Source organism: Nocardia sp. NPDC050435, assembly GCF_040655395.1.
GTDB lineage: Bacteria > Actinomycetota > Actinomycetes > Mycobacteriales > Mycobacteriaceae > Nocardia.
In genome coordinates this window covers 472,530-484,994 of record NZ_JBFAJW010000001.1, presented here as the reverse complement: position 1 = coordinate 484,994, position 12,465 = coordinate 472,530, and the positions used below count along the sequence as shown (strand labels likewise).

At 70.2% G+C, this 12,465-nt stretch carries 14 protein-coding genes; 11 read left to right on the top strand and 3 right to left on the bottom strand.

Annotated elements, in window-relative coordinates:
* The first annotated feature begins 60 nt into the window (after positions 1 to 60).
* Together AB0I43_RS02465 and AB0I43_RS02460 are read left to right on the top strand one after the other, a co-directional pair.
* Positions 61 to 663, top strand: a complete 603-nt coding sequence (locus AB0I43_RS02465) for an ATP-dependent Clp protease proteolytic subunit (RefSeq protein WP_356972654.1) — start codon at positions 61 to 63, stop codon at positions 661 to 663.
* Positions 660 to 1,250, top strand: a complete 591-nt coding sequence (locus AB0I43_RS02460; protein WP_356972653.1) for an ATP-dependent Clp protease proteolytic subunit — start codon at positions 660 to 662, stop codon at positions 1,248 to 1,250. Before AB0I43_RS02465 ends, AB0I43_RS02460 begins: the two co-directional genes overlap by 4 nt.
* 3 nt (positions 1,251 to 1,253) lie before the next feature.
* Here AB0I43_RS02460 and AB0I43_RS02455 read toward each other — a convergent pair whose 3' ends face one another.
* Positions 1,254 to 1,697 carry a helix-turn-helix transcriptional regulator gene (locus tag AB0I43_RS02455; protein WP_356972651.1) on the bottom strand — a complete coding sequence of 148 codons (444 nt, stop codon included), beginning with the start codon at positions 1,695 to 1,697 and terminating at the stop codon, positions 1,254 to 1,256.
* A gap of 159 nt (positions 1,698 to 1,856) precedes the next feature.
* On the opposite strand from AB0I43_RS02455, the gene AB0I43_RS02450 reads away from it, so the two are divergent.
* The 5 genes from AB0I43_RS02450 to AB0I43_RS02430 all read left to right on the top strand — a co-directional run bounded on the left by AB0I43_RS02450 (position 1,857) and on the right by AB0I43_RS02430 (position 6,603).
* On the top strand, positions 1,857 to 2,345 hold the full coding sequence (locus AB0I43_RS02450) for a DUF1269 domain-containing protein (RefSeq protein WP_356972649.1): 489 nt from the start codon (positions 1,857 to 1,859) through the stop codon (positions 2,343 to 2,345).
* Between the two features lie 37 nt (positions 2,346 to 2,382).
* Positions 2,383 to 4,209 carry a glycoside hydrolase family 15 protein gene (locus AB0I43_RS02445; protein WP_356972648.1) on the top strand — a complete coding sequence of 609 codons (1,827 nt, stop codon included), beginning with the start codon at positions 2,383 to 2,385 and terminating at the stop codon, positions 4,207 to 4,209.
* Complete coding sequence (locus AB0I43_RS02440) at positions 4,206 to 5,582, top strand: MFS transporter (protein ID WP_356972646.1); 1,377 nt, start codon at positions 4,206 to 4,208, stop codon at positions 5,580 to 5,582. The genes AB0I43_RS02445 and AB0I43_RS02440 overlap by 4 nt, the downstream gene beginning before the upstream one ends.
* Positions 5,579 to 6,136: a hypothetical protein gene (locus AB0I43_RS02435; RefSeq protein WP_356972644.1), complete on the top strand. Its 558-nt coding sequence runs from the start codon at positions 5,579 to 5,581 to the stop codon at positions 6,134 to 6,136. The genes AB0I43_RS02440 and AB0I43_RS02435 overlap by 4 nt, the downstream gene beginning before the upstream one ends.
* A 176-nt stretch (positions 6,137 to 6,312) precedes the next feature.
* The gene (locus AB0I43_RS02430; RefSeq protein WP_356972643.1) at positions 6,313 to 6,603 is read left to right on the top strand and encodes a hypothetical protein; all 291 of its coding nucleotides are present in this window, start codon (positions 6,313 to 6,315) and stop codon (positions 6,601 to 6,603) included.
* A 6-nt stretch (positions 6,604 to 6,609) separates the two neighbouring features.
* On the opposite strand, the gene AB0I43_RS02425 is transcribed toward AB0I43_RS02430, so the two are convergent.
* A complete protein-coding gene (locus AB0I43_RS02425) occupies positions 6,610 to 7,329 on the bottom strand; it encodes a GTP pyrophosphokinase family protein (protein ID WP_356972642.1) in 720 nt (239 codons plus the stop codon).
* Positions 7,316 to 7,507, bottom strand: coding sequence for a hypothetical protein (locus AB0I43_RS02420; protein WP_356972641.1), 192 nt, complete (start codon positions 7,505 to 7,507; stop codon positions 7,316 to 7,318). The genes AB0I43_RS02425 and AB0I43_RS02420 overlap by 14 nt, the downstream gene beginning before the upstream one ends.
* 45 nt (positions 7,508 to 7,552) lie before the next feature.
* On the opposite strand from AB0I43_RS02420, the gene AB0I43_RS02415 reads away from it, so the two are divergent.
* From AB0I43_RS02415 to AB0I43_RS02400, 4 genes are all read left to right on the top strand, one after another.
* Positions 7,553 to 8,248 (top strand): TetR/AcrR family transcriptional regulator, encoded by a 696-nt coding sequence (locus tag AB0I43_RS02415; protein ID WP_356972640.1) that lies wholly within the window; start codon positions 7,553 to 7,555, stop codon positions 8,246 to 8,248.
* 108 nt (positions 8,249 to 8,356) lie between these two features.
* Positions 8,357 to 9,358: a fused (3R)-hydroxyacyl-ACP dehydratase subunits HadA/HadB gene (locus tag AB0I43_RS02410; protein ID WP_357431089.1), complete on the top strand. Its 1,002-nt coding sequence runs from the start codon at positions 8,357 to 8,359 to the stop codon at positions 9,356 to 9,358.
* 34 nt (positions 9,359 to 9,392) lie between these two features.
* Positions 9,393 to 11,366: a prolyl oligopeptidase family serine peptidase gene (locus tag AB0I43_RS02405; RefSeq protein ID WP_357431087.1), complete on the top strand. Its 1,974-nt coding sequence runs from the start codon at positions 9,393 to 9,395 to the stop codon at positions 11,364 to 11,366.
* A gap of 42 nt (positions 11,367 to 11,408) precedes the next feature.
* On the top strand, positions 11,409 to 12,329 hold the full coding sequence (locus AB0I43_RS02400) for a phosphotransferase (RefSeq protein WP_357431085.1): 921 nt from the start codon (positions 11,409 to 11,411) through the stop codon (positions 12,327 to 12,329).
* Positions 12,330 to 12,465: the final 136 nt, after the last annotated feature.

Genomic DNA, 12,465 nt, shown 5'->3' with positions numbered 1-12,465 from the left:
CGGATCCGCCGTCGGCAGCGCGGCGCGATTTTCCCGGACCTGCTGGGGCACGGTGGATTCATGGCACACGACGACAAGACGCCGGCCTTCACCTGGCGCACCCGAGAACAACTGTTCGCCCGCCGGATCCTGGTGCTCGACGGCCCGCTCGACGACGACAACGGCGCGCTGCTCATGACGCAGCTGCTGACGCTGGCCGCCGAGGATCCCGACGCCGGCATCTCGCTATGGATCCACTCGCCGGGCGGGTCGGTGCCGGCGATGCTCGCCATCCGCGACGTGATGCGGCTGGTCCCCTGCGAGGTCTCGACGCTGGCGCTCGGATTGGCTTGCAGCGCCGGGCAATTCCTGCTCTCGGCCGGATCTCCGGGCCGGCGCTTCGCGCTGCCGCACGCGCGGATCCTCATGCATCAGGGTTCGGCGGGCATCGGCGGCAGCGCGGTCGAGGTCGAGGTGCAGGCCGGCGATCTGCGCTACACCGTGCAGACCGTGCTGGGCCTGATCGCCGCGGACACCGGTCAGTCCTACGACCAGATCTTCGACGACTCCCTGCACGACCGCTGGTTCACCGCGACCCAGGCCAAGGAGTACGGCTTCATCGACTCGATCGTCGACTCGTTCTGGCAGGTCGTGCCGCAGCGGCAGAAGGTGGGAATCGCATGAGCAGCTACACCATTCCGAATGTCATCGCCCAGCATCCGCGCGGCGAGCGCATCATGGACGTCTACTCGCACCTGCTCACCGAGCGCATCGTCTACCTCGGCACGCCGATCGATTCCGGCGTCGCCAACGCCCTGATCGCGCAGCTGCTGCACCTGGACGCCGACAGCCCGGGCCAGGACATCAACCTCTACGTCAATTGCGAGGGCGGCGATCTCACGGCCATGCTCGCGCTCTACGACACCATGCAGCACATCCAGTCCCCGGTGGTCACCACGTGCGTCGGCCAGGCCATCGCCGTCGGCGCGGTGCTGCTGACCGGCGGTGTGAAAGGCCGCCGCTCGATGCTCCCGCACGCCCGGGTGGTGCTGCACCAGCCCGCGGCCCGCGGCCAGGGCACCATCCCCGACCTCATCCTGCAGGCCGACGAACTGGTCCGGATGCGCGCCGAGGTCGAGGCCATCCTGGCCGAGCACACCGGGCAGACGGTGGAAACGCTGCGGCACGACACCGACCGCGACCGCGTCTTCACCGCCCGGGCGGCCATCGACTACGGCCTCGTCGACCAGGTGCTGGATCCGCGCGCCTGAGCGCTAGGCCGCGAGCAGCAGCCCGTTGTACGGTGCGCTCGCTCGCGGCCGCAGCGTGCGCACCGGCTCGGTGCGGTAGCGGGCCAGATCGTCGGCGACCTGATGGATGAGCCCGCCCACCGAACGGCCGAGCGCACCCGCCATCGCCGCGATCATCTCACTCGAGGGCTCCTTGAGGCCGCGCTCGACCTCGGACAGGTATTGCGGTGAAACACCTGCTCGCCCAGCGGTTTCCGCGAGCGTCTCGCGTTGCTCCTGGCGCAGCGCCCGCAGCCGCTGCCCGAGGGCCTCGCGCCACAGCGGTTCCCGGCCCGGCGCGGGACGGCGCTCGGCGGGCAGCGCCGGGCGACGGTCCGCCCGGGGCGCCTGCTGCTCCCGCCCGCCGGGAAGCGCGCGCAACCGCCGCGGTTCGGCCTGCGGAGTCTCGGCGCTCGGATGCTCGCTCATAGGGGGAGCGTACGACCCGGAACCGCCGCCGCGCCCGTCGCTCCGCTGTGGGCGAACACCGTCCGGCCCCGCGATTGTTCACCCGCGCTGGGCGAAGAACCCGGCCGCCGCCGTTTTTAGCATCGAGTCGACAACCCGCCACCTGAGGAAGGGGACCCGATGCCGGGGACTTTGACCGTATGGAAGTTCGCGAGTGCCACCGGAGCCGAGACCGCCGCCGCCACGCTGGAGGATCTGCAGCGCCGTGAGTTGATCACGGTGCAGGACGCGGCGATCGTCACCTGGCCCGCCGGCGCCAAACGCCCGAAAACCCGTCAGCTGCACAGTCTCGCCGGAGTCGGCGCGCTCGGCGGCGCGTTCTGGGGGCTGCTGTTCGGGCTGCTGCTGTTCGTCCCGCTGCTCGGCGCCGCGGTCGGCGCGGGGCTGGGCGCGATGTCGGGAGCCCTGGTCCATATCGGGATCGACGACGCCTTCATCAAGAAGGTGCGCGCCGGTCTCGCCCCGGGGACCTCGGCGCTGTTCGTGCTGACCTCCGATGCCATCCTGGACCGCATCCACGACGAATTCCGCGGCCAGTCCGCCGAATTGGTCTCCACCAACCTGTCCCACGAGCAGGAAGCCAGGCTGCGCGAGCTCTTCGCCGCCTAGCCTCCGGAATCCGCCCGTCCTGCCGGCAGGAGTGGTCATGAACGTCTATCCCCCGATCGCCGACCACGGGATCGTCGGCGATCTGCAAACCGCGGCCCTGATCTCGGCCGCGGGCACGATCGACTGGTGGTGCAGCCCGCGCTTCGATTCGCCGAGCGTGTTCGCCGCGCTGCTGGACGCCCAGCGCGGCGGCTACTGCCGGTTGGCCGCGAGCCCGGCCGAGGACGAGCCGACGGTGGGTCAGCTCTACCTTCCCGATACCGCCGTGCTGATCACCCGGTTCCTGGCGGCCGGCGGCGTCGGGGAGGTCATCGATTTCATGGACCCGATCCAGGACCGCGTCCCGGCCGAGCGGCACCGGCTGGTCCGGATCGTGCGAGTGGTGCGCGGCAGCATGTCGTTCGACTTCGCCTGCCGGCCGCGGTTCGACTACGCCCGCGCACCGCACACCCGGATGCTGCCCGGCCCGCGCCGGGCACTGTTCCAGAGCACCGGCGGCGACCTGCACGTCCAGGTCAGCGATCCGATCTCACTGCACGCCGACGGCGGTGACGTGGCCGCGCGCTTCGTCCTCGACGCCGGTCAGACCGCGGCGATCGTGCTGACCTGCACCACCGGCGGCGGCGCGGCGCCACCGCCGCCGGAGCGGGCGCAGGTGCTGGCCGATTTCGACGCCTGCCGGTCGTTCTGGCAGGGCTGGCTGCGCTCGTGTACCTACCGGGGCCGCTGGCAGGACATGGTCAAGCGCTCGGCGATCACGCTGAAACTGCTGACCTACGCCCCGACCGGCGCGCCGATCGCGGCGGCCACCATGGGCCTGCCCGAACAGCTCGGCGGCGAACGCAACTGGGACTACCGCTACACCTGGATCCGCGACGCGTCGCTGTCGATCCGCGCCCTGCTCGACCTGGGTTTCACCGAAGAGGCCGCCGCCTACCGGGATTGGCTGCGCGATCGGCTCGACGCCGGGCCGACGCCCTCCGGTGAGCCGTTGCAGATCATGTACCGGATCGACGGCGCGCCCCGGATCGAGGAGGAGATCCTCACCCATCTCTCGGGTTACCGCGATTCCCGCCCGGTCCGGCTCGGCAACGCCGCGGCCGACCAACTCCAGCTCGACATCTACGGCGAGGCCGCCGACGCGCTGGCCCAGTTCGCCGACCTCGGCAGCATCGGGGGCTGGCTGGCCTTCGCCGAACTGCTGGACTGGCTCGCCGGCAACTGGGACCGCCCCGACGAGGGCATCTGGGAAACCCGCGGCGGCCGAAAGCATTTCACCTACAGCCGACTGATGACCTGGGTCGCCTTCGAGCGCGGCATTTCGATGGCGACCACGCACGGCCGCCCGGCGGACGTGCCCCGCTGGACGCGCGCACGCGACGCGGTGTTCGCCCAGATCGTCGAGTGCGGCTGGAGCCGGGAACGGCAGGCCTTCGTCCAGCACTTCGACGGCGACGTCCTGGACGCCTCGCTGCTGCTGATGCCCCGGATGGGATTCCTGTCCCCGCACGACCCCGCGTGGCTGAGCACGCTGGACGCCATGGACGCCGAACTGGTCAGCGACAGCCTGGTCTACCGGTACGACCCCGCCGCCGCCCCGGACGGATTGGCCGGAGCCGAGGGCACATTCACCCTGTGCAGCTTCCTCTACGTCGAGGCGCTGGCCCGCTCGGGCCGCGTCGACCAGGCCCGCTACGCCTTCGACAAGATGCTCACCTACGCCAACCACGTCGGCCTGTTCGCCGAGGAGATCGGCCCCTCCGGCGCGCAATTGGGCAACTTCCCGCAGGCGTTCACGCACCTGGCCCTGGTGGCCGCCGCGCTCGCCCTGGACGAGCGGCTCGACGACCCCGGGCCGCCGTGACCCCGCCGCGCGGCGTACTGCTGCCGCTGGCGCTGGCACAGTTCCTCTGCAGCTTCGCCGGCTCGAACATGAACGTGATGATCACCGACATCAGCGCGGACCTGAACACCACCGTGTCCGGCGTGCAGCTGACGATCACCCTGTACCTGCTGGTGATGGCGGCGTTGATGATTCCCGGCGGCAAGCTCACCGACCGCTTCGGGCGCAAACGCTGCTTCGTCGCGGGGCTCGTGCTCTACGGGGCCGGGGCGCTGGTCGCCGCGATCGCGCCGACGCTGGGCGTGCTGGTGCTGGGCAATTCGCTCCTCGAGGGCATCGGCACTGCCATGCTGATCCCACCCGTCTACATCCTGGCCACCCTGTTGTTCACCGAAGCCAGTTCGCGGGCACGGGCTTTCGGCATGATCATGGCCATGGGCGGGATCGGCGCCGCCGCCGGACCGCTGCTCGGCGGACTGATCACCACCACGCTCGGCTGGCGGGCGGCCTTTGGCTTCCAGGTCCTGATCGTCGCCGTGATCATCGGGTCCAGCCGCCGGATTCTCGACCCGCTGCCCCCGGATCCGGGGCGCCCCTTCGATATTCGCGGTGCGATCCTGTCGGCGGCCGGGCTGGTCCTGCTCGTCGCGGGCATCCTCGCCGCGCAGGAGGATCTCGCGATGATGTGCACGCTGCTGGTGGCGGGGGCGGTGGTGCTGGCGATCTTCTTCGCCGGCGTGCGGGCCGAGGAACGCGCGGGGCGCGAACCGCTGCTCTCGACCCGCCTGTTCCGGAACCGCACCGCGAATCTCGGGCTGCTCACCCAGCATCTCCAGTGGCTGATACTGATGGGCACCTCGTTCGTCGTCTCGGCCTATCTGCAGGTCGTGCGCGGCTACAACGCCGTCGAAACCGGGGTCGTCTTCACCGCGGCCACTCTCGGCATGCTGCTCACCTCGCTGCCCGCCGCCCGCCTGGCCCGCCGCTGGTCCCGGCGCACCCTGATCGTCGCGGGTTTCGCCCTGACCGTCACCGGGATCGCGGTGCTGCTCGCGCCGGCCGGGCAGGTGTCCGGACCGTGGGGCTTCGCGCCCGGTCTCCTGCTGCTCGGCCTGGGGCTGGGCACGATGCTCACGCCGTCGGTCGACCTCGTCCAGTCCGCGTTCGGCGAACGACTCCAGGGCGAGATCTCCGGCCTGTCGCGCAGTGTCTCCAACCTGGGTTCGGCCCTGGGCGCCGCCGTCGCGGGCACCATCCTGGTCGCCCGGGCCGACAGTCACGGCTATGCCACCGCGATGATCACCCTGGCCGGTCTCGCCGGGGCCGGGCTGCTGGTCGCCCTCGCGCTGCCCCGGGCCGCCGAACCGAGAAGCGCCGCCCGGGAAGGCCATTGACACCGCGCGAAGGTCCCGCGACCCCGGCCGCGGCCCGGCTGCTTTACGGCCCGCTGTTCTCCCGGCGAGCACCGCTGGACCCGGACAACGCCGCCAGCCGGATCAGCGCCTACATCTACGGCAACGTCCTGGTGCTCACCGCGCTGGTGCCCGTGGTGGCGGCGGACAAGCACCTCGGCATCCTGGTGGTGCTCGGCACGTCGCTGTCCACCTTCGCCGCCCACGGTTTCGCCGAGACGGTCGCCCGCTCGGTGCGCGACCATCGCGGCACCGGCATCACCGACCGGGTCCGCCGACTGCGCAACTCGGTGCCGATCCTGAGCTCGGCCGCGGCGCCCTGCGTCATTCTCGCCGCGGGCTGGCTGGGCTGGCCGCAACCGCGCTCGGCCCAGTTGCTCGCCGAACTGACCGTGCTGCTCCGCATCGGCGGAATCGTGATCGTCATCGCCCACCTGCGGGGCGAACGCCCCACCCGCGCCTCGGTGATCGCCTCGGTCCTGCTGACCCTCGCCGCGGTCGGCGTGGTGGTGCTCGAACTCGCGCTCACCCATTGACCGCACCGGCCGCGGGCCGCCCGCGCACACGGCCGGGACAGCACCGAAGGGGGCGGGTGGCCTCAGCGTTTTCCGCGCGCGCACCCGGGTACCGCCCGCAAGCCGTGGTTTCCCCTCGGCAACTGCTCCATTCCGGTCGACAACGAGCCTGTCCGCATCAGCATCGATGAAGGAGCATGACAGTGAGCCTGATTCTCTGCGCCCTGCAAGACAGCGTCCTGACCCAGATCGTCGGCAACCCTGCCCCCGAAGCACCACCCATCGCCGACAAGCTGATGCAGATGGGGCGCTATTTCACCTGGCTGGTCCAGCTCTCCGGGGTCGCGGCCATCACCTACGGCGGCGGCCGCTTCGCGTGGGAGAAGTGGAACGGCGGCAGCCTGCAGTCACCGAAGATGATCGCCGGGGCCATGACCGGCGGCGCGGTCGCCACCAGTGCGGGCACGATCATGAATACGGTGGTCTGAGCCCGTTCAGCCGGTGACGTGATGGCGGCGCAGCGATTCGAAGAGTTCGCGCGCCGCCCCGGACACCAATCCGCCGTTCGTCGCGGCGTCCGCGGCGCGGGTGCGCGCGACCTGCTCGTGCAGATGTTCCATGCGCATATCGAGGCGGTTGGCCGCGTCCGCCGCCTCGGTCAATTCCGCGAGCAGTTCCGGCGGCACGTCGCCGCCGTAGCGGTAGAAGATCTTGTGTTCCAGGCTGGCCCAGAAGTCCATGGCGATCGTGCGGATCTGCAACTCGACCGGGACGTGTTCGACCCGGTCGCTCATGAACACCGGAAGTTCGAGCAGCAGGTGCAAACTCTTGTAGCCGTTGGGTTTCGGATGGGCGATGTAATCGCGCACCTCGGTCACGGTGACGTCGGATTGACTGGTGAGCATCTCCGCGATGCGGTAGGTGTCCTGAATGAAGCTGCAACTGATGCGGACGCCCGCGATGTCGACGATATTCTTCCGGATATCGTGCAGCGTCGCGGGAATGTCCTTGCGCTGCAATTTACGCAGAATGCTCTCGGGGGATTTCAGCCGCGAGCGGACGTGCTCGATCGGGCTGTAGTCGTGGATGTAGGTGAATTCGTCGGCGAGGATGTTGATCTTGGTCATCAGCTCGGAGGTGACGAATCGGTAGGACATCATGAACCGGGTGAACTCGCCCTCGAAGGGTACGAGGTCGCTGTCAGGAATGCTCATCGATGTCCTTGTCACCTGCTTTTCTGCCGAATGGAAACCGCCGGTCGTCCTGCCATTTTGTCAGTTCGATCTGAGACCAGGCTGAGTCGCCGCGCCGCCCCGCCCGCGACGTTCCGGCCGCCAGATTGCTCACATGCTGTTGACATGTCGCCAATAGTCCCGCCAGGCTGTTGCGCACACCGGTACACGAGGTCGGTGCGCCGAGGGAACAGGTGAGAGCGGTATGACACGCTGGGCATCGAGTGAGCACGCCGCGGTCCGGCCCGCGCCCTATCGCGTCGATCGCGGGGCCGCGCTGCGGGCCGTGCGCGCCACGCAACGCCGCCAACTCCTGGTGACGGCCGCCGATGTCTTCGCGCGCCGCGGATATCACGCGGCGCAGATGAGCGAGATCGCCGAACGCTCGGGCATGAGCAAACCGACCGTCTACAAACATTTTTCGGGAAAACTCGACCTCTATCTGGCGGTGCTCCAGGCCCGCCTGGATCGATTGGTCGCCGGCATCACACAGGCGGTACAGACCAGCGGTGACAATGCCGTCCGCGCGCGCGGCGCGGTCAAGGTCTACTTCGATTTCATCGACCTCGATCCCGACGGCTTCCGGCTGGTCTTCGAAACCGAAGTGCCCAGCGAACCATCGGTACGCCTGCGCATCGACCGCGAGCTCGACAATTGCGTCCGCACCACCGCCGATCTGCTGGCCCGCGAAACCGGGACCGATCTCTTCCGCGCTCGCATGCTGGCGGCCGGTCTGATCGGAATCTGCCGTTTCACCGCCCGCCAGTGGCTCGACGCCGGCCGCCCGATTCCCAAGGATCAGGCGATCGCCGCCACCGCGCTGCTCTGCGCGCGCGGATTGTCCGGGGTGCCGCTCGTGCGCCGCCTGCCCGAGAATGCCGCCGCCTTTCCCGCGCGCTGAGCCCGGCCCGGAATCGCCTCGCGCCACGCCCTTTCCGCGCTCACCCGCGCCGCCGTCCTGTGGAAGAGTGGGGCAGATCCGAATCCGCCGACCGATCATGGGAGCACGATGGAAACCGCATTCGATGTAGCCGAGCTGGTGGGCTACGGCTATCGCGCCGACGATTTCTACGAGGTCGGGCGCGAGAAGGTCCGCGAATACGCGCGTGCGGTCCAGGATTTCCACCCCGCGCACTGGCACGAGAGCAGCGCCGGCGAACTCGGCTACGCCGGGCTGCCGGTGCCGGCCACCTTCGCCTCGATCGTGGCCATGCAGGCCAATCAGGCACTGCTCGGGGGCGTGCTGACCGGGTACGACACCTTCGTGCACACCGATCAGGTCTTCGAGATGTACCAGCCGATCCTGGCCGGGGACCGACTGCTCATCGATGTCGAATTGTCCGCGGTGCGCCGGGTGGCGGGCAAAGACCTGCTCACCATCACCAATACGTTCACCGACGGGTCCGGCCGGGTCGTCCAGGTCATGCACACCACCGTCGTCGGCATCACCGACGCGGACGTCGCCGCCGGAATCGGCGAGGCCATCGAGGGTGTCATCATGAGCGGCTTGACCGCGCCCGCTCCCCCGGCCTCGGCGCCGGGCCACGACCTCCAGCACTCGGAGGTCTCGCGGACCCGGACGCCGCGCACGGCGATCCGGTTCGAGGACATCGCCGTGGGCGACGAGCTACCGGCCCGCACCGTCCGATTGACCCGCGGCGATCTGGTGAACTACGCCGGCGTGGCCGGTGACGCGAATCCGATCCACTGGAACGAGGGCATCGCCGCCCTGGCCGGGCTGCCGGACGTGATCGCGCACGGCATGCTCTCCATGGGCCTGGGCGCCGGGTTCGTCACCGGCTGGCTCGGCGATCCCGGCGCGGTGCTGCGCTACGGCGTCCGGCTGTCGAACTACGCCGTCGTCGACGCCGCCACCGCGGGCACGGTCGAATTCACCGGCCGGATCAAGTCGACCGATCCGCAGACCCGGACCGCCACGGTGGTGCTGATCGCGAAATCCGCAGGCCGCAAGATCTTCGGACTGGCCACCATGGACGTCCGGCTCGCCTGACCGGCGGCCGGGCGCGGGTGGTTACCCTGGCCGGGTGACGATCACCGAGTTGCCCTTCGGCTCCTGGCCCACCGCCATCACCTCCGACAGCGTCGTCAGCGCGGCGGTGCGCCTCGGCGAGGTGCGCGTGGACGGGCCGGACGTGTACTGGTCGGAGGGCCGCCCCAGCGAGGGCGGCCGGACGCAGATCGTGCGCCGCACCCCCGACGGAACGTGCACCGATCTGCTGCCGGAGAGCCTGAACGCCCGCACGGCCGTGCACGAATACGGCGGCGCCGCATGGTGGATCCGCGACGGGGTGTTCTTCGTGGTCGACTGGGACGATCAGCGGCTGTATCGAATCGAGCCCGGCGGCGAGCCGGTGGCGCTGACCCCGGAGCCCGCCGTGCCGCGCGGGGACCGCTACGCCGACGGCGCTTTCGGGCCCGGCGGCACCGTCGTCGCGGTCCGCGAGCACCATCCGGTGGGCGGGCGCGGCGCGGTCGACGTGCGCAACGAGATCGTCCGCCTGTCCGCCGACTGCCCGGGGCAGCCGGAAGTCCTGCTCAGCGGACCCGATTTCGTCGCCGCGCCGCGCCTGAGCCCGGACGGCGCCCAGCTCGCGGTCATCACCTGGGACCATCCGTCCATGCCGTGGGACGACACCGTGCTGCGGGTGCGCGATCTCGCGACCGGCGCCGACACCGTCGTGGCGGGCGGGCCGGGCGAGTCGGTGCAGGAACCGCGCTGGCAGGACGACGGCTCGCTGCTGTTCCTGTCCGACCGCAACGGCTGGTGGAATCTCTACCGGTGGACTCCGCGCGACGGCGTCACGGCGGTCGTGGCGATCGAGGCCGAAATCGGCATGCCCCCGTGGCTGCTCGGCTCGGCGCGCTATGCCGTCCTCGGCGACGGCAGTGTCGTTTTCGCGCGCTGGCGCGCGGGGTACGACGGCCTCGCGATCCGCCGCCCGGACGGGACGCTGACCGATCTGGACCTGCCGTTCTCCACCGTCAGCGCGCTGGTGCGCGCGGCGGCGGACGCCGTGATCGTGGTGGCGGGCACACCGACCACCGAACCCGGCGTCTACCGGATCACGCTGTCCGGCACGAACATCGAACTCGAAACCCTGCGCGCGCCCCGCGACCTCGGGCTCGACGCCGCCGATGTCTCGGTCCCCGAGCCGATTTCGTTCCCCTCGACCGATCGCACCGGCGCGCCGCGCACCGCCCACGCGCTGTTCTATCCGCCCACGAGCAGCCGGTACCGCGGTCCCGCCGCGGAGCGGCCGCCGCTGCTGGTCATGATCCACGGCGGGCCGACCTCGCAGGCGCTGCCGCTGCTCGCCTCGAGCACCCAGTACTGGACCAGCCGCGGCTTCGCCGTCGTCGACGTCAACTACGGCGGCTCCACCGGGTACGGCCGGGCCTATCGCGAACTGCTGCAGGACGCCTGGGGCGTAGTCGACGTCGCCGACTGCATCGCGGCCGCCCGCTGGCTCGCCGGCGACGATCGCGTCGACCCGCACCGGCTGGCCATCCGCGGCGGCTCGGCGGGCGGCTACACCACGCTCGCCGCGCTGGCCCGCGACGATTCGCCGTTCGCCGCCGGCGCCGACCACTACGGCGTCGCCGACCTCGAGGCGCTCGCCGCCGAGACGCACAAGTTCGAGAGCCGCTACCTCGACGGCCTCATCGGCGCGTACCCCGCCGAACGCGACCGCTACCGGCAGCGCTCCCCGATCCACCACGTCGACCAGTTCCGCAGTCCGCTGATCGTGTTACAGGGCAGCGAGGACGCCGTGGTGCCGCCCAACCAGTCCGAGATGATCGTCGACGCCCTGCGCGCCCGCGGCGTCCCGGTCAGCTACCTGCTCTTCGAGGGCGAGCAGCACGGCTTCCGCCGGGCCGAGAACATCCGCCGCGCACTGGATTCGGAACTGAGCTTCTACGCCCAGATCTTCGGCTTCGACCTGCCACCCGGCGAGAAGATCGACCCGGTGCCGGTCGAGAACCTGACGCGCGGTTAAACCTGCTGCTCGCGGCCAGCGCGTCTCCTACAATCCGAGCTCGTGCTGACACCGCCCACCAGCCTCGACGACGGCGCGATCGCGCGTGCGGTTCGCGCGCACTGGCTGCCCGACCTCCACGAGATCAAATATCTCCCCTGGGGATTCGGTGCGCACCACTGGCAAGCCATCGGTGCGGGCACGACGCTGTTCGTGACGCTGGACCAGCTGGAGCCCCGGCACACCGCCGCGTCCCTGGAAGCGGCCTACGCCGGCGCCGCCGCGCTCGCGGCCGGGTCGGCCGCGGTGTGCGCTCCGCTGCCCGCCGATACCGGCCGCTACACCGTCGCCGTCGGGAGCGAGGCGCTCAGCGTCACTCCGTGGCTGGACGGTCACAGCCCGACCGAGGCCGAAGCCGCCGAACCCGCGCACGCCCGGGAGGTGATCCGCGTCCTGAACGGGTTGCACCGGGCCACACCCCCTGCTGGAATTCGTCGCTGGACACCGCAGATCGGGCCCGATTTCGCCGACGAGCTGGCCGCGCGCACCGCCACGACGTGGACGAGCGGTCCCCTGGCCGAACCGGCACGCCGGGCTCTCCGCGCGCGCACCGCCGCCGTCGCGACCTGGACCCGCCGCTATCTGGAGCTGGCGAATTCGGCGCTCACACACCGTGGTTCCTGGGTGCCGACCCACGGCGAACCGCATCACCGCAACCAGGTGATCACCGGCGACGGACTCAAACTCGTCGACTGGGAGTCGCTCGCACTCGCACCGCCCGAACGCGACTACGCCGATCTGGGGGAGGCCGTCGAGAGCCTGCGCCCCGACCCCGCGATGGTCGAGCTGTTCGCCCTGGACTGGCGGCTCGCCGAGATAGCCGAGTACGCCCGCTGGTTCGCCGCAGCGCACACCGGCACCGACGACGATCACACCGCCCTGCAAGGTCTGTTCGAAGAACTCGACGTGAACGCCGGACGGTGATTCGAGACATGTTGCCGCGGAACGAATTCACATTTGCCTGTGCATTCGGTCCCATTGACCGGATCCTTGATCGAACAGCTGTCCGCGACGGGGTGTTCAGGTAATACTCGGGTGCTCCCATTTCATCGACGCCGAC